This window comes from Stenotrophomonas lactitubi (assembly GCF_002803515.1).
Taxonomy (GTDB): Bacteria; Pseudomonadota; Gammaproteobacteria; order Xanthomonadales; family Xanthomonadaceae; genus Stenotrophomonas; species Stenotrophomonas lactitubi.
In genome coordinates this window covers 2,237,302-2,251,996 of sequence record NZ_PHQX01000001.1, presented here as the reverse complement: position 1 = coordinate 2,251,996, position 14,695 = coordinate 2,237,302, and the positions used below count along the sequence as shown (strand labels likewise).

The window sequence follows — 14,695 nt, the reverse complement described above, 5'->3', positions numbered from 1 at the left end:
GCCGCCGCCTCCGTCGCGCAGAAAGTCCGCCGCGCTGACGACGCCGTCAGGTTCATGGTTCCTGTCGGCGCCGTCAGTGCGTGGACCCTTCCCAATCAGCGCCCGCGCGACGGCTTCGAGTTTTTTACGTGCGCCCGGCCGAACTGGTCGAAGTAGGCGCCGATGATGGCCGGCTGCAGGAAGGCGAAGAACGGACCATTGAAGACCTCTTCCAGGGCGGCATCGCCCTCGATGGCCTTGCCGTCTGCGTCGCCCAGGCCAGCGACGCTGACCAGGATCTTGCGCAGGTACTCCTCATCCTCAACGGGGTTGTCCTGGATGGCTTTGATTTCTTCGCGTGCCAGGATCTTGACCTGGCACTGGATGGTGCCGGTTGCGAAAACGTCGGGCTGGTCGGTGGGGATGCGCAGTTCCACCGGCAGGTGCACGGTGTTGGTTCGGGCGAGACGGAGCATGGGAAAGTCCTTGGGAAGTGGTTTAACTGCCCCTTGATCGGGGACAGATCCACTTTGCCCAGGCACAGCTGCCGTTCGGGACTAAAGCGCTTCACTGAAAAAGAAAGACCCCGCACAGAGGCGGGGCCGTTGGGAGTGTAACGCAGTGCTTGCGAGTTACGGCGGCGTGCTGTCGCCGAACTCGATGTACAGCTCGTCGCCGCCGGCATCGCTGGCCACGCAGGGGCCAGTGAGCTCCCAGCCGTAATCGCCATCAATCTCGACTTCGTTGATGTTCTCGATCTGGCCCCGAATGCCCAGCTCGCTATAGAGCTTGCTCTTTTCGGTCAGGCGCAGCGCAACCACCAGGACGCCGGCCGAGTCGCGCACTGCCCACGGATTGAAGTCAGCCAGGGCCGTCTTGGCCAGGCGCAGCGTCCAGGTCGGAGCGCGGTCGCTGATGCCGCTTTCCTTGTGGCTGGTGTACTCCTTCGACGTGATCGTGTTGCCCACGTCCACCGAGAGGGACTTGGCCCACACGACCAGGCCTGCTCCGCCATCAACCGTGATCGTGGTGCGGGTGTTGTCCGCGCGCGCCACGGTCGGAACCACGGTGCTGGTGGTGATGTTGGGCAGATTGTCCTCGGCGATGGTGTCGTAGTCGCCCTGGATGCGGATGTTGCCCTTGAAGCGCTCACCGACGGCCAGCGCCAGGTTGGTGAGGTTGTGACGTGCAGCGCCGATCTGCTTGACCGTGCCTGCATGCCAGAACTTGGCATCGGAGATCGGGATATTGGCGCTGATCGGGTTGTAGCGTGTGGTTTTCGCAACAGCGTCCTTGACGGCGGTCATGCCGGCGGGCAACAACAGCGGTGCACAGACGGCATCGGAGTCAGCCGCTGCACCCGGCTTGGTCGGCGGGAACAGCTCAAACTCGCCCTCAATGAAGGCCCGCCGGGCGCCCACTGCGAAGGGCTGGCCGGTCAGGAACGGTCGATCCACCGGGCGTTCGATCTTGTCGAACTCGGTGCCGCTGCTGCCGTTGAACAGCAGCACGCCGTTGGCGGCGGCCGTGGGGACAATCGGCACCGAGGCCGATGCACGCAGCGCCAGGGCCAGGCCGCGACGCTTGAAGGATTCCAGGTTGGGCTGGGCCATGGTCAGTTCTCGGGTGAGGTTGCGGAGGAGCGGCGCGAGCGGTTCTGGCTCGATGCCGGCGGTGGCGGCGTCTCGGGTGATGGAGCGGGTTCGGCGGGCAGTACGGACTCATCCACGAGCTGGCCATCGATCACGCGCCAGGCACCACCGCTGGTAGGGGTGTGCTTGGTGGTCATGGGGTCGGTGTGTGTTGCATGCGGTAGTTGGTGACGAATACCTGCTGGCTGACCAGCCAACCGGCGCGGAACTTCTCATCACGGCCAGCCTGGAAGCTGAGCGCATCGAACGCATCGACAGGGGTCCACCCGGCCAGTGCTTTGCGGACGCCTGGAATGACTTGCTCATCCATCTGGCGGCGTGCGCCGCTGCCACTGGCCTGGCCGCTGAAGTTGCGCACCATGAGGACCACGCGCAACGTGACATCCACGTTCTGGATGTGCTGATCGCCCGTGTACCGAGGCCGGCCGCCCATCTCGGCGGCCGTCACGTAGGCGGCACAGTCCTTGGCTGGCTGCTGGTCCAGGGCCGTATCCAGGTCGGCGGCATCACCGACCAGGAGTAGTGCCTGCACGTGGTCCCGCAGACGCTCCAGGACGGGGGTGATCGGGAACGGCCCAACGGTCACGGCCGGCCCTCGCGCCCGAATACCTTGTTGCCGGCATGGAAGATGAATTCCCCTGCAGAGCCGGTGGACGTAGTCGGATCTTCGATGCCCAGGTGGAATTTTTCCTGTGCCGTCTCCTGTAGCAGGCGAATCGCGTCACGGTAGTCACGCACGATGGGATCGGTGCGCTCGTCCGTCTGGCGATCAGGGTGCAGCAGGTAGCGCGTGATGCTGCGCGACCAAACGGCCAGCAGCGGCACGGCCTTGCCCAGCGGCAATCTGTAGCGCCGTGCCAGGTAGCCGTCGATGATCGCATCTGCCTGACGGGTGGCCTCTTGGATGCGCTCCAGGGCCGCATCCGCCTTGGCCACCTCGCTTGGCGGGAAGGCGCTGCGATCACCCCCACGCAACGTGGCATCCATCAGCTCGGAGGCAACCGGGCGCTCATCGCGCCCACCCGCCACCTGGGACAGTTCCAGCGCCCCTGGGAGCTCGGCCAGTTGCGTGAGGGTGACGTAGGCCATTACGCGCCGACCTCCAGCGCTGCCTCGATCAAGCTCACGCGGTCAGCTGCCGGCTGGTTCGCCCAGGCTTCCTCGGCCAGGCCAGAGGCGGTGCGTGCGCGGGCCTCGGCTTCTGCCCACTTGCGCTTGGCATTGCCGGACTTGGTTGCCTTGCGTTCGCGAGCCAGTGCCAGTTCGTTGGGATCGTCCGACGCTGGCAGCTCCGTCACGATCAGCTCGGGGTCGCTGTTGATCGCCTCCAGCTGTTTCTCCTTCAGGACATCGACAAGCACGATCCGGCCCTGCCGGGTGAAGTGCATGCCGGCACGCCAGCGGCCACGCTCCAGGCGGGCCTTTACCAGGATCTGTTCGGCCATGGGCCGCTCCTTCTGTGTTCGGGGAAGTTGCGACCGGCACCCTGCGGTGCCGGTCAGTGGTCGAGGGTCAGAGCAACCAGGCGCTGTCCATCGCCTCAACAACGCCCTTCATCACGTTGTCAGTGCCGGCGATCTGGTTGGCGGTGAGGATCTTGGCGGCCTTGAACTTGTCGTTCGGCACGCACACCAGCAGATCCGGCACCAGGCCCAGCGGACGGCCGTGGTCGCCCGTGCGCGAGGTGAAGGCGGTATAGGCTGCCTGCAGGTTGTCCTCGGTCAGCGGCTTGTTGCTGGCGAAGGCCATCTGCCAGAAACCAAAACCGACGTTGCGGCGGCAATCGGCGCCGTAGCGGAATTCCTTCTTGTTGAACACGCCCTCATCGGTATCGGTGTCCATGGAAACGAACTGCGGCGGCTTGCGGTTCTGGAAGATGATCGGCTTGAGCGCGCGCTTGGTGCACAGCAGATACCAGTAGGCACCGTTGCCGCCCGAGTCCACGTTGCTCTGGACCGTCTCCTTGCCTTCCTTGTCCAGCACCGGATGATCGGTGTCGAAGAAGTTCTGCCCGTCGTAGCAGGCGGTGGAGATGCCGTTCTTCAACAGCTCGAACGTCAGCTGGTCCGGCTGCGCGCCGACCGACTCGCCCATGCTCTGCATGAGCGGGCTGTAGATGCCGAGGTTGTCATCCTCGATGTCATCCTTGTCCACGCCCACAGTCAGCTCATACGGCTTGTTCTTGATGGTGTAGCCGTGGTTCTGCAGGCCATGCACGACACGTTCGCCGATCCATTCGCGCACGTTGGGCAGCTTGCCCAGCCAGCCGTACTCGTTGGACTTGGTGGTGGACGGCACCACCGTGGCAATGCGCTGGAACTGGGATGGTGCCTGGCCGAGGCCGGCGTTGAATGCTGCGTTGAAGGCGACGTACAGCGTCGAAAGATTGCCGCGATTGACGATCATGGGATTGTCCTGGTGATAGGGGAACGGATGGGCCAGCTCAGCCGACCACGATCCACACGCCGGCTGCATCCACGTCCAGGACGACACCAGCGCGCTTGCGGGCGCCGCTGTTGTCGGTCTTGGCCACGGTCTGGTCATCGACGATGTAGGCAGTTGCGCCGATGTCGGCGCGGGCGATGGCATCAGCGCCGGCACTGTTGTCAAAACGGAAGCCAGTGCCGCGCTCGCATTCGACCGGCTCGCCTGCCGAGGTTCCGGCGACGGAGCGAAGTGCAACGCCGACGGCGTCACCGGAACCGGCAGTGCCTGCCGGCACCGCGTTGCCGTTGGTGGCCAGCAGCGCAATCAGCGTGCCCGCGTGCAGCGCGGTGCCGGGGTTGGAGGGATGGCCGACACGATGTGCGTCCCGGCGCGGGGTGTTGCGAGCCTGGGTGGCTGCGCTCATAGCAGACTCCGGTGAGAGCTGGGGGGGAGTGCTCAGGCCTGCGCCTGGGCGGTGTCCTTCTTGGATTTCGCGAAGGCTTCGGGGGTGACGCCGGTAGCGCTGCAGACGGCCATTTCAGCCGCGTCCAGGCCATGCTCGTTGGTCGCGCCGGCCGGCTTCTGGCCGCCGGTCTGCGTACCGCCCAGGGCAGCGATCGGAGCGGCCTTGTCCAGGTAGGACGACAGTGCGGCCAGATTCTGCTTGCCCAGGTCGGTGGCCCAGTCCCTCATGCTCGGCAGGATGCGGCCATCAGCCAGGCCAGCCTCGACCAGCGCACTGACCTTGTCAGCGGTGCGCTCGGCGGACAGAGCGGCGACCTGGCCGCGCACTTCCTCCAGGGCGGCGATGGGGACGAACTTGGTCGGGTCCGGGGTGGCGGTGGCCTGGGTCTTGAGGGCACTGCAGGCTGCAACGGCCGGCTCGCCCTCGGCGCCCAGCTCGGCCTGCAGTCGGCGCAGCACGCCCAGGCTGGTGGTGAGGGAGCTGCAGGCGGCGATGGCATCTGCTTCGGTGGTGGTTTCGGGCAGGCCCAGGGCAGCCAGGAAGGCTTTGAGCAACGGGTTCATGGAGGTTTCCTTGTCAGGATCGATGTCGTGGGCAAAGCAAGCCGCTGCGCGCAGCTCCATGGCCTGCATGCCGTCGATGGCGGGGTCATTGGTGAAGGCGGCCATCTGCATGGCCAGCACCTCGCCGGTGGTCTTGTCGTAGAGGAACACCGGGGAGACGTAGCGATAGGCGCCGGTTCGGATCTGCTCCGCAGCCTGGGGAGTCAGCTCGGTGGTGGCCCAGAGGCCAGATCCCTCGCGCCATTGCAGCGCACGCATCCAGGCAGCGGCCGGCGCGGGCTGCCCGTTGGTTTCTTTGTGCAGGGTCTGGTGTTCGTAATCGACCACTGCCGGGTTGGCGCGAGCGTTGAAACGCTCGATCACGCGGGCCGCCACCGAGGCGTCGATGTACCAGGCGGGGACATCCATCTTTCGCCCGTCGCTGGGCTTGAAGTGACCGGCGGGGGTCAGCTGGATGGAAATGAGGCGGTCATCGCCCACGGCGTCGGCCTGCAGCAGGAAGCTGCAGGCAGCCAGGGCAACGGCGGTATGGAGGCGGCGGGCGGGCTGATTCATCCCCGCCAGATTCGCCGCCATCGATCAGGCGGCGGGACTAAAGCCCTTCACTGCTTTTCGGGCGTGGCCCGATGGGCGTGTTGTCGGCAGGGACTCTACACCGGCCGGGGTGATTTTTGTCCTTCGCCGGGGTGGTCACTTGAACTGGCGCCTTCAAGGGCGTTTGAAAGGCGTTTAAATCGACCGCCGCTGCCCGTTGGGGGTGGACCATGGACGGTGGCCGCGCCCAGGGGGCCTCCACGGGCCGTACAGGCCGTTTTAGGCGCGGCCCAATCCGGCGGGGTCTGCGTCCAGTTCCAGCCATGCGACGGCCAGGCGCTCGATGCTCTGCTCATCCTCGGCGCTTAGGCCCATGAAGGGGCGGGCCGGCAAGCCAGGATGATTCACCTTGGCCACAAACGCGGGCCCCTCCTGGCCATCCTTTCCTGGACGCGTCTGCATGCCGGGCCAGTAGAGCGCTTTTCCGTTCTTTGCGCGGATCTCGTATGGCTTGGTGCCTTCCTGGTGCCAGCGCGCCTGCTTTGAGTCGGCGCGGATCTCCACCCAGTCAGGGCCCGACAACGGGTGGATACCGTCACGGGTGCGGCGGGTATCGTTGAGCGGCGTTCGGCCTGACCCATCGGCCAACGGCTGCCAGGCAACGCCATCCGGTCCAATGCCGGTGTCGAATCGGGCCTGGGTGCTTTCGGTCAGATCCTCGCCAACCTGGGCCATCAGGCCCGACAGGTTGACGCTGCGCTCCAGGAGACGGGCAAACCACTGTTCGGCCTGGCGCGCATCGATAGTGAGGATCAGGGGTTCATTGGCCATGGTATTCTCCGCAAACGGGCCGGGGCAAAGCCGCCCCCGGCGTAGCGGCCAAGCCGCAATCCTTCCACAGGGTGGGCCAGCCCCCGAGGCCCTGCAGGAAGCGCCGCAGAGCGGTCTGGCGCGTCTGTAGGCAAAGGCTCATTCTTCCGGCCGTCCCCATACCAGCAGCCCCTGCCGCGAACGCGGCTGAGCCTTGCTGCCACGGAAGAAGTCGAACGATCCCCACACCCCGCCAGGCAGCACCTCGGCAATCACTGTCAGGGCGTAGCGCTTTTGCGCCCCGCCTTCGGACTCGGTGACTTCGATCCGCTTGACGTAGTAGCGGCGCAGGCCGAGCTGGCCAGCCTCGTTGCGGGCGAAGTTGGCCCACACCTCAAACGGGCTCTGGATCGTCTCAGCCAGCAGCGGCAGATACTTCTCCCGACCATCCAGGCGTGACGGCTTCTCCAGCCAGTGCTCAATCACCTGGTCGGTAAGCAGCACCTCGGCCCCGGATGGATCGGTGAGCGTGGCGGTGCGGCCGTACAGCTCCTGCCAGGCCTGGCGCACCTGTTGAGGATCACGAATACCCGTGGGCAGAGGCCGCGCAATCGCAGCGTCCAGCGGAACCTGGGCGGGACGCCCGTAGTCCTCGGCGCTTCGCCCTGGCACCTCCGACCACTTGGCCGCAGCATCCTTTGCCAGCGCGCTGTCGGCGATGTGTCGGCCGCTGGCGGCATGGCCGACGTGATACGCCCACTCCGGTGGCGGGTCACCCTGGATGGGCGCGGGCGGCTCGCTGACCTTCCAGCCCATGGCTTTCATCTTGGCGGCCGATACGCCCAGCACCGTGCAGCGACAGCCCCAGCCATTGGGCGTGTAGTGGGTATCCCACCAGGGATGGTCGGACGGCAGGATGACGCCATCCCAAGCCTTGTGCTGCTCGCGTGGGTTGCGCACGGTGTTGTGCTTGTAGCGCAGGAACGGGAAATTCTTGAGCGTCTCCCAGCGTCCGGCCTGGTAAGCCGTTCGCAGATTGGTGTGGTAGATGGTCGCCGTGCGCCAGGCCTGCCCGCCGGGGCTGCCTTCGCCGGTCCAGCCATGCCATCCATTGCGCTGGACGATGTCCTGGAAGCGAGCGCGGAAGTCCTCCAGCGTCTCGCCCTGAGTGATGGCTGCGTCCACTGCTTCGCGCAGGTCGGTCAACAACGCATCGCGCGTGGCGCCGGCAACCACAAACGCCCGCGCATGCTGCCCGTGCATCAGGTCATCCCACCGTCGCGTGGGAAGGTTCACCTTCCCGCGAAAGTAGCGCTCTGCCTCGGGCATGCTCCCGAAGTTGCCCCGGATCTCAGCCACGGCTTTCGTCCAGGGCATCGAGCATGCCCGCTGCGCCCGCAATAGCCAGGGCGTGCTGCATGGCCTGGCCGAACTGCGCCGCGCTCAGGGTTGGCAGGAGCGCCAGCAGGCCGTCGCGGATCTGCTCCAGATCCTGAGCGCCATCCACCAGCTCGCGGATCGCGTCCACCCATTCGGCCACAACCGGATCGAGCTCGGTGGCCACCAGTCGCGCCAACTGGTCTTCGCGATCCCGCGACGACACCGAGACCGGCTGTGCGGCAGCCGTCGCAGTCCGCACACTGCTCAACGCCACCTGATCCGTTACTGCGGGAACCTGCCCCAGCATCGGCTCATCCTCTCCGGCTTCGGGGATGCCCAGCTCGGTGTGTGCCCAGGCGCGGGGGATTTGCATGCCCATGGCGACCATCGCGGGCAGCGCTGTGGCATAGGTGCCGATGTCCTTGATCTCGGCCAAGTCGAACACCAGGCGCGGGCAGCGACGATAGTCACCTGGTCGCACCAGCCCGTTGAGAACCGCCAACGGGTAAATCAGGTCACGGGACAGCGTGCTGGCCAACTGGCCAGCATCGGCGTCCTTGATTTCCTTGCGCACTTCGTTGTGCACGTTGCCCAGCGCATTGGTGCTGCTTTTGCCATCGGCCTGACTGGTCAGCGTGCCGCCCAGGATGGCCTTGCTCTGGCTGCGCTCGCACCAGTTCATCATCAGCTCAAAGGCCTTGGGATCACCTTCGGCGACAGCGGGAAAGTCCATGCTCATCCCCTCCGGGATGATGCCGGCAGCGTTGTGGCCGATCTCCATCAACGCACGTAGCAGCGACATTTTCTCGCGGTCGGATGCGCCTGGCGGGTATTTGCCGATCCGCATTGGAATGCCGTAAATCTCCAGGAACTCGGCCAGATCACCGACGCTGTAGTTCTTGAACAGGTACGGCCACACCAGTACCCGGAACAGCGCGGCGCGCTCCAGATAGCCGCTCTTGGCCTTGTGCGTGTGAGTGATCCAACCAAACGGGCGCAGGGTTTCCCCCTCGCCAGTGCCATTGCGCAGACGGATCTCCTGGCGATAGCCGCGGTGCAGCTGGAACCAGGACTGCGGCCGATGGGTGATGGACTTCGGCAGCCACTCTTGGGCGCTGCGATCCCATTCGATTTCCAGGTTGGCGAAACCCTTGCCGATGGCGTCGGTGGTATCGAACACGATCCCATCGAAGTCATCGATAGCCAGCACCATCGCCTGCAGCTGCTCGGTCGCCTTCTTCTCCGCCGCACTGGGATTGGGCGGCGCACTGATCTTGAACGGCAACCCGGAGACAGCGCGGCGGCGCTTGGACATCTCCGAGAAAATGTGGGCGTCGCGCTCCTCGATGTCCTCAAACAGCTCGTATTGGCGGATCAAATCGCCCTGTTCGGCCGCCAGCAGGATCGAGGCCAAACGGCTGGGCGTGAGGCCGCGCGAGGGGTGTCCCTGGAACTCGCGCTGCAGTGAGTTGGCGTGCGCAGTCTGGGGCTGTGCCAGGTCGGTCACGGTGAAGGGCTGGCCATCGGGGCCGAGAATGCGGGTTTTGGTCACCATGCTTGCGGTTCCGGCAGATTGAAATCGTCGTCCTCGGGACGCTCGTGCCCGTGGCTGGCCACGGAATCAAAGCCGCGCACAGAGCGCGGCACGGGGGTCCAGTCCATCTCGGCACCTGGATGGCGACTGGCGTAGTACATAAGGGCAACCGCGATAGCCGAGTCGCCGTGGCGTTGGCCACCGTCGCGCCCGGTGGTGCGCTCGGGCACCCTGGCCACGCCCTTGATGACTCGCACCACGCGAAGGTCTGCCATCGTGTCCTTGTCGCGCGGCAGCGAAATGGTGTCGTCCTCAAATGCCTTCTTGACTGGCGGCATGTGCTCTCGATACCAGCCCTCGGTGGCCATGACCAACTCGACACGGCTATAGCCGAACTCCTGGGCGAGGAACTCTGCGAGTGCATGACCATTACCGCGCGCATCCACTGCAGCCTTCACGAACCGAGGCAAACGGTGGATAACGTACTTGGCTACCTGTTCCTGCTGGCGGTGCGGCATGTTCCGCAGTTCCAGGATGAACGGAACTTTGCGCTTGAGCGTCTGGGTGATCTGCGCTGGCACCATCACCGACAAGTCACCTGACCGGCCGAAGTCCTGGCCATAGACGCTCTGTAGATCAGGGTCCAGCTTGTCCAGGAGCGGTCCGACTTCGTCATCCAACCACGTCTGCACGGCCTCCCATCGGACGTGGTCGCTTTGCTGCTCAAAGCCCTTGGGACAGGTGTAGCGCAGCACCGGGGCATCGGTCATGCGCGCCTCGATCAACGCTGCACTGAGCCATGCGCCACTGCCTTGCGACGGAATGCAGTCCAGCTCCTCGGCGGCGGCATCGCCATAGGTGCCGTACACCTCGGCGATAAACTCCTCCTCTGCTTCCTGTGACCAGGTCTTGCCCAGGCGCATGCAGACACGGCGGTAAAGGCCTTCTTCGACCGCCTCACGGAAAGGCACGCGGTGGATCGATCCGCGACGACCACCCGCGCGGATCTCCTCGATCAGCTCATTGAATGCGTTGTCATGGCCATCATGGGTGGAGATGAGGCGAACTTTTCCGCCCCACACCAGGAACGCAACAGCTGCCTTGAGCAGCTCCTGCAGATCATCGACGAATGCGGCTTCGTCGCCCACCAGCACGCCCTGGCGACCACGCAACTTGCGCGGTCGGCTGGCCAGTGCCGTGATCTTGAATCCACTTTCCGGAAAGCGAATGGTGAAGGTCTTGATGTGCTTGTCATCCTCCTCCTCATCCCAAAAGCCTTCCTCCACCAGTCCGGCCGCGTAGTTGAAGGCCTTGGCCCACATGGCGCACGCCTGGATGTATTCCTCAGTCATTTCCTTGTCGGTGCCGAGGTAGTACACGTTCTGACCACCCGCGCTCTTTGCACTGGCAGCAATCAGCACGTTGTCGGAAGCCTCTGCCCAGGTGATGCCAGTACGGCGTCCCTTCTCCATGAGTTTGAGGTTGGCGGGATCGGCGATCCAGCGCTGCTGATACGGCATCAGTGCCGCAGGCACGTGGGCGGCGGCAGTGTTCGGCACAAGCTGGCGGGCGCGCTCATTCATTCGGTGCGGATTCCCAGGATCTGAGAGCGAATGTCGGCGGCGGCAGCGGCGGACAGCCCGCCGCTCTTGACGACCTTCTCCAGCTTGGCGGCTTGCTCGCGCACCATGGCATCGCGCGCTTCCTGCATGATGGCGCGCCGCACATTGACGCTCACGCGCTGGGTGTCCATCGCGTCCTTGGCAGCGCGGGCCAGTTTGCGGATCTCATCAATGCTCACGTCCTCCTTTTCGTGAGCCCGCAGCGCCGCATTGGTGGCCAGGGTGGTGATGGCTTGGCCGAGGAGCGCGCCGGCCTTCTCGCCCACACCTTCGCCCAGTTCGCCCACCACAGCCTGGGACACTGCCTCAATCTCCCGCATGCGAGCCGTCAGCTCAGCAAACCCCGCACCATAGCGATGCAGGGCGGAGCGCGAGATGTCGGCCGCAGGCTGTCCTGGGAATTGCTGTTGCAGTGCCTCGATCATCTCGGCCAGCGTGAGGCGATCTTCGCGCAACAGCTTCTCGATGAACGTGCGTTGTTCTGCGGGCAGGCGCTGAATGCTGGATTTGCCGCGACGGCGTGGTGTGGTGCTCATCGTCGTTACCGGGGGCTGGGGCGGCTGACACCGGGCACACTGGCCATGCCACGCGAAACGTCGTGACCGCGAGCGCTCAGCTCAGCAACCATCACGCCCGGCACGGGCTCATCAACGCGCACCAGCGATTGCTCGCTCAGCCAGGTCAGGTCGGTCAGCACGTCATCGCGGCTGGCGGCCACGGCCAGGACGTTGAGGCCGGCATGCAGTACCGAACTGTTGGCGCGGTAGCCGTTCTGTTCCGAGAGCAGCCGCAGCAACACCAGGCGGCGGTCCTCGCGGTGGCGCTCCGCAAAGGTCTTGTGGGACATCAGTCTTTCTCCATGAGGTGTTCTTGGACGGTTTCGAGCATGCGATTGGTGGCGGCTGCCATGCCCTCCAACCGGGCAATTCGGTCAAACAGTTCGCCGGTTTCCTTGTGGGTCAGGTGGTGTGCGTGCTGAACCTCCAGTTTCGTGACTCGATCAGCCAGACCGGAGTGGCGCCACCAAAGCACCACGCCGACCAGGAGGTTGAGCGCGACCAGTCCAGCAACCAGGACCAGCAGCCCAATGACGATGGACGCATCCCATGCGGCGGCGGCGATCATGGGCGGAACCCTGCGCCTGCGCAGGCGGTGCAGTGGCGGGTGCCTGGCACTGCCTGTAGGCGACCGACTGGGACGATGGCGCCACACTCCTCGCATTCGGCATCGCACATTGGCTTGGGCACTGGTTGAGGGTTGAACTGCGGGCGGCTGTGCCTGAATCGATCCCAGGCGCGTTCGGTTACTACGTCGGCCTGGTCAGCGTCGTCTGCCACTCGGGTGCCTCTTGCCTTGGATGATTTCAGTCAGGTCCACCGCCACGGCGCGAAGCGTGGCCACGCGCCCTCGGTTGATGAGCCCTGCGTTGCCTGGCTGCCTGCTGCCGCTTTCGGCATCGCGAACCATCTGCTCGTACTCGTTCCGCAAGCGGGTCAGGTCAGCGACCTTGATCGTGGGTTCCGCCTTCACGGGCACAGGCCTCCACGGGCAGCTGCAGCTGGGTGACCGCTGTGCAGTACCAGCCCCAGGCGGTCGCCTCCCAGTCCGACACTGCCTGCGTCAGCCTTCGCTGCTGGTTGCGGCAGTCGTGGTACAGCGCCGCGACCTGGTCGTGATTCCCCAGCAGGGTTTCCCAGAGATCGTCCTTGGCTGCCGGCAGCTCCGGGCATTCGGCCTTGAGCGTTGCCGGCATTGGGGGCACGGGCGGCAGAGGTAGCGGCGCCTGCGTTACTGCGGTTCCAGTGCTGCAGGACATCAGCCCCGGCATGACCAGTGCGCAGATCAGGGCGATTACGCAGGAGCGCAGCGAGCGCCTCTTGCTGCTGCAGGTTGAATTGACGTTGGTTCTCACGGTCCAGCTCCTGGAGCTCGGCAATGTGGTTGAGGCGCTGGGTTGCGCGGTAGTAATTGGCGGTTGCCTGGGCCGATTGGGTCTGCAGCGTCTTGGCCGACTCCTGCAGTTGGCGCAGCTGCAGCTCCAGGCCCTCGCGCTGCTCGATGGCGGCCGATCCGACTGCCCAGCGATGCCCCGTCGCAAACCCGATACCGAGCAACGCGGCAACGGTCAGGCACAACACCAACAGCAACGAGAGGAAGCGATAGGGGCGGGTCGGGTCTGCGATCAGGGGCATGTGGCCACCCCCGTCCAACCGGCCGCGAGATATGCCGGCTCCAGTGTCAGCAGGATTCGTTTCGGATAGCCGGTGTTCTCTCTGTGCGCCCACTCTGCTCGGGCGCGGTACGGCTCGACAGCCCGCCAGTCGTTCGCATCCACGCCGCTGGTGTACGCCAGCGCTCGCTCCCGGTTGAGCGCCTTTTCACCACCGTTGTACGCGCGGAAAGTAAAGGCCCACCGGCTGCAGCCGCTCATACGCCCCTGGCTGTACTCGGCGACGCGGTCGAACAGCCAGCGGTCATACAGGGCGGCAGCCAGGATGGCCTGCTGCGGGTTCCAGGGGTCGAATCCCGCAAGCTCGGTCGGATAGATCGTGGCGATCCAGCGGGCCGTGGACGGCATGAACTGGGCGATTCCCTGGGCACCCACAGGTGAGCGCGCATCTGCCCGAAATGCGGACTCCTGGTGCAGCTGTGCGGCCAGGCGCGCCGAGCTCGCGTTGACGCCCCATGCGCGGGACGCTGCCTGTTCCACGCGATGTCGATACAAGGCTGATGCGGGGGCAACCTTGACGGTGGCGCGGGCGGGTGCAGCCTCTGCCTTGCCGCAGATGGCCCACGTTACGATGGCCACAAGCACCAGGCAGACCGCGATTGCCAGGCGCAGGCAGGGATCGGGGCGGCCGTGCCGGGTCATCCGATCAGCCCTGCCGCAATCATGGCCGCAGCGATCAGGGTCACGCGCCGGGTTTGCGCCATGGATTTCTCGATGCCATCGAGATACCTGGGATCAGCGCCACGGAACAGGGTCAGGTCAACGCCGTGGCCGATTACCGCTGCCATCGTCAGCTTGGCGGCCGCCCAGGCGTAGGACGCCACCAGGATGGGATTGAGGATGGCCACGCTGGCCAGCAGGAACAGGCTCAGTGCCAGCCACAGCCAGATGTAGCCGATGCGGTCGAACAGCGAGCCAAGGTAAGCGATGGCTCGGGTACGGCGATTGTTGGGTTCCATGTGCACTCCGCTGTATGGGTAAGCGGGGTGCGTCCGTGCTGCGCACGTTGACCGTCCCCCGGTACACACAGCTTCCGCGCGCGCGAAACTGGACGGGGACTAAAGTGCTTCAATGAAAAAGCCCCGCAAAAGCGGGGCATATGCCGGTGTAGCTGCCGCAGGCTCCCTACGGTTCGTAGAGCTTACCGCTGCAAAGCGTTTCGATGCCGTTATACAGGATGCTGACATCAGCAGTAGGGAATAGCGCCTTTGTGATTAGCTTGCCATCCGGGTGCCAAGCAAATGGCTCAAATCCAACGTAGCCGCCAAGGCTGTTTCGCGCGTTGAACTCCCCGCAGACGATGGGGGCATCCCCCTCAGGGGTAGACAGCTGAATGACGCTCACGTTCCGGAACTCCACCGAGCCGGGGTCTTTCAGCATCTGCTTGACCGCACCCTCAGCCCCGGTGACGAGCGGGCTCTGCTTGTCCATGCAGCCTGCGCTGGCCATCAGAGCAACGCTGAGGATTGCCGCACCCATCCATTTCATCACGCTACCC

At 65.0% G+C, this 14,695-nt stretch carries 21 protein-coding genes; all 21 read right to left on the bottom strand.

Features of this window, described 5'->3' with window-relative positions; translation table 11 throughout:
• Window positions 1–95: 95 nt before the first annotated feature.
• Window positions 96–455: a hypothetical protein gene (locus CR156_RS10605; RefSeq protein WP_100552836.1), complete on the bottom strand. Its 360-nt coding sequence runs from the start codon at window positions 453–455 to the stop codon at window positions 96–98.
• 156 nt (window positions 456–611) lie between these two features.
• Entirely contained in the window at window positions 612–1,592 is a 981-nt protein-coding gene (locus tag CR156_RS10600) for a hypothetical protein (RefSeq protein ID WP_100552835.1), read from the bottom strand.
• Window positions 1,593–1,594: 2 nt separating this feature from the next.
• Entirely contained in the window at window positions 1,595–1,768 is a 174-nt protein-coding gene (locus tag CR156_RS22950) for a hypothetical protein (protein WP_165780987.1), read from the bottom strand.
• Window positions 1,765–2,217, bottom strand: a complete 453-nt coding sequence (locus CR156_RS10595) for a phage tail terminator protein (protein ID WP_100552834.1) — start codon at window positions 2,215–2,217, stop codon at window positions 1,765–1,767. Before CR156_RS10595 ends, CR156_RS22950 begins: the two co-directional genes overlap by 4 nt.
• On the bottom strand, window positions 2,214–2,720 hold the full coding sequence (locus CR156_RS10590) for a DUF1320 domain-containing protein (RefSeq protein WP_100552833.1): 507 nt from the start codon (window positions 2,718–2,720) through the stop codon (window positions 2,214–2,216). The genes CR156_RS10595 and CR156_RS10590 overlap by 4 nt, the downstream gene beginning before the upstream one ends.
• Window positions 2,720–3,076, bottom strand: a complete 357-nt coding sequence (locus CR156_RS10585) for a hypothetical protein (protein WP_100552832.1) — start codon at window positions 3,074–3,076, stop codon at window positions 2,720–2,722. Before CR156_RS10585 ends, CR156_RS10590 begins: the two co-directional genes overlap by 1 nt.
• A 67-nt stretch (window positions 3,077–3,143) precedes the next feature.
• Entirely contained in the window at window positions 3,144–4,037 is an 894-nt protein-coding gene (locus CR156_RS10580) for a Mu-like prophage major head subunit gpT family protein (protein ID WP_100552831.1), read from the bottom strand.
• A 37-nt stretch (window positions 4,038–4,074) separates the two neighbouring features.
• Window positions 4,075–4,482: a hypothetical protein gene (locus tag CR156_RS10575; RefSeq protein ID WP_100552830.1), complete on the bottom strand. Its 408-nt coding sequence runs from the start codon at window positions 4,480–4,482 to the stop codon at window positions 4,075–4,077.
• Window positions 4,483–4,514: 32 nt separating this feature from the next.
• The gene (locus CR156_RS10570) at window positions 4,515–5,642 is read right to left on the bottom strand and encodes a phage protease (RefSeq protein WP_100552829.1); all 1,128 of its coding nucleotides are present in this window, start codon (window positions 5,640–5,642) and stop codon (window positions 4,515–4,517) included.
• A 258-nt stretch (window positions 5,643–5,900) separates the two neighbouring features.
• Window positions 5,901–6,452, bottom strand: a complete 552-nt coding sequence (locus CR156_RS10565; RefSeq protein WP_100552828.1) for a phage virion morphogenesis protein — start codon at window positions 6,450–6,452, stop codon at window positions 5,901–5,903.
• 138 nt (window positions 6,453–6,590) lie between these two features.
• Window positions 6,591–7,790 carry a PBECR2 nuclease fold domain-containing protein gene (locus CR156_RS10560; RefSeq protein WP_165780986.1) on the bottom strand — a complete coding sequence of 400 codons (1,200 nt, stop codon included), beginning with the start codon at window positions 7,788–7,790 and terminating at the stop codon, window positions 6,591–6,593.
• Complete coding sequence (locus CR156_RS10555; protein ID WP_100552826.1) at window positions 7,783–9,366, bottom strand: DUF935 domain-containing protein; 1,584 nt, start codon at window positions 9,364–9,366, stop codon at window positions 7,783–7,785. The genes CR156_RS10560 and CR156_RS10555 overlap by 8 nt, the downstream gene beginning before the upstream one ends.
• Entirely contained in the window at window positions 9,360–10,928 is a 1,569-nt protein-coding gene (locus tag CR156_RS10550; protein WP_207764199.1) for a hypothetical protein, read from the bottom strand. The genes CR156_RS10555 and CR156_RS10550 overlap by 7 nt, the downstream gene beginning before the upstream one ends.
• Complete coding sequence (locus tag CR156_RS10545) at window positions 10,925–11,503, bottom strand: phage protein Gp27 family protein (RefSeq protein WP_100552825.1); 579 nt, start codon at window positions 11,501–11,503, stop codon at window positions 10,925–10,927. Before CR156_RS10545 ends, CR156_RS10550 begins: the two co-directional genes overlap by 4 nt.
• A gap of 5 nt (window positions 11,504–11,508) precedes the next feature.
• Window positions 11,509–11,814 carry a VpaChn25_0724 family phage protein gene (locus CR156_RS10540; RefSeq protein ID WP_049436663.1) on the bottom strand — a complete coding sequence of 102 codons (306 nt, stop codon included), beginning with the start codon at window positions 11,812–11,814 and terminating at the stop codon, window positions 11,509–11,511.
• A complete protein-coding gene (locus tag CR156_RS10535; RefSeq protein ID WP_049436662.1) occupies window positions 11,814–12,092 on the bottom strand; it encodes a hypothetical protein in 279 nt (92 codons plus the stop codon). Before CR156_RS10535 ends, CR156_RS10540 begins: the two co-directional genes overlap by 1 nt.
• Window positions 12,089–12,202 carry a TraR/DksA C4-type zinc finger protein gene (locus CR156_RS23400; protein ID WP_133120080.1) on the bottom strand — a complete coding sequence of 38 codons (114 nt, stop codon included), beginning with the start codon at window positions 12,200–12,202 and terminating at the stop codon, window positions 12,089–12,091. Before CR156_RS23400 ends, CR156_RS10535 begins: the two co-directional genes overlap by 4 nt.
• A gap of 291 nt (window positions 12,203–12,493) precedes the next feature.
• Window positions 12,494–13,159, bottom strand: a complete 666-nt coding sequence (locus tag CR156_RS22730) for a hypothetical protein (RefSeq protein ID WP_133120079.1) — start codon at window positions 13,157–13,159, stop codon at window positions 12,494–12,496.
• The gene (locus CR156_RS10520; protein WP_100552822.1) at window positions 13,150–13,839 is read right to left on the bottom strand and encodes a transglycosylase SLT domain-containing protein; all 690 of its coding nucleotides are present in this window, start codon (window positions 13,837–13,839) and stop codon (window positions 13,150–13,152) included. The genes CR156_RS22730 and CR156_RS10520 overlap by 10 nt, the downstream gene beginning before the upstream one ends.
• Window positions 13,836–14,156, bottom strand: coding sequence for a hypothetical protein (locus CR156_RS10515; protein ID WP_049436660.1), 321 nt, complete (start codon window positions 14,154–14,156; stop codon window positions 13,836–13,838). Before CR156_RS10515 ends, CR156_RS10520 begins: the two co-directional genes overlap by 4 nt.
• Before the next feature lie 166 nt (window positions 14,157–14,322).
• Entirely contained in the window at window positions 14,323–14,685 is a 363-nt protein-coding gene (locus tag CR156_RS10510; protein WP_100552821.1) for a hypothetical protein, read from the bottom strand.
• Window positions 14,686–14,695: the final 10 nt, after the last annotated feature.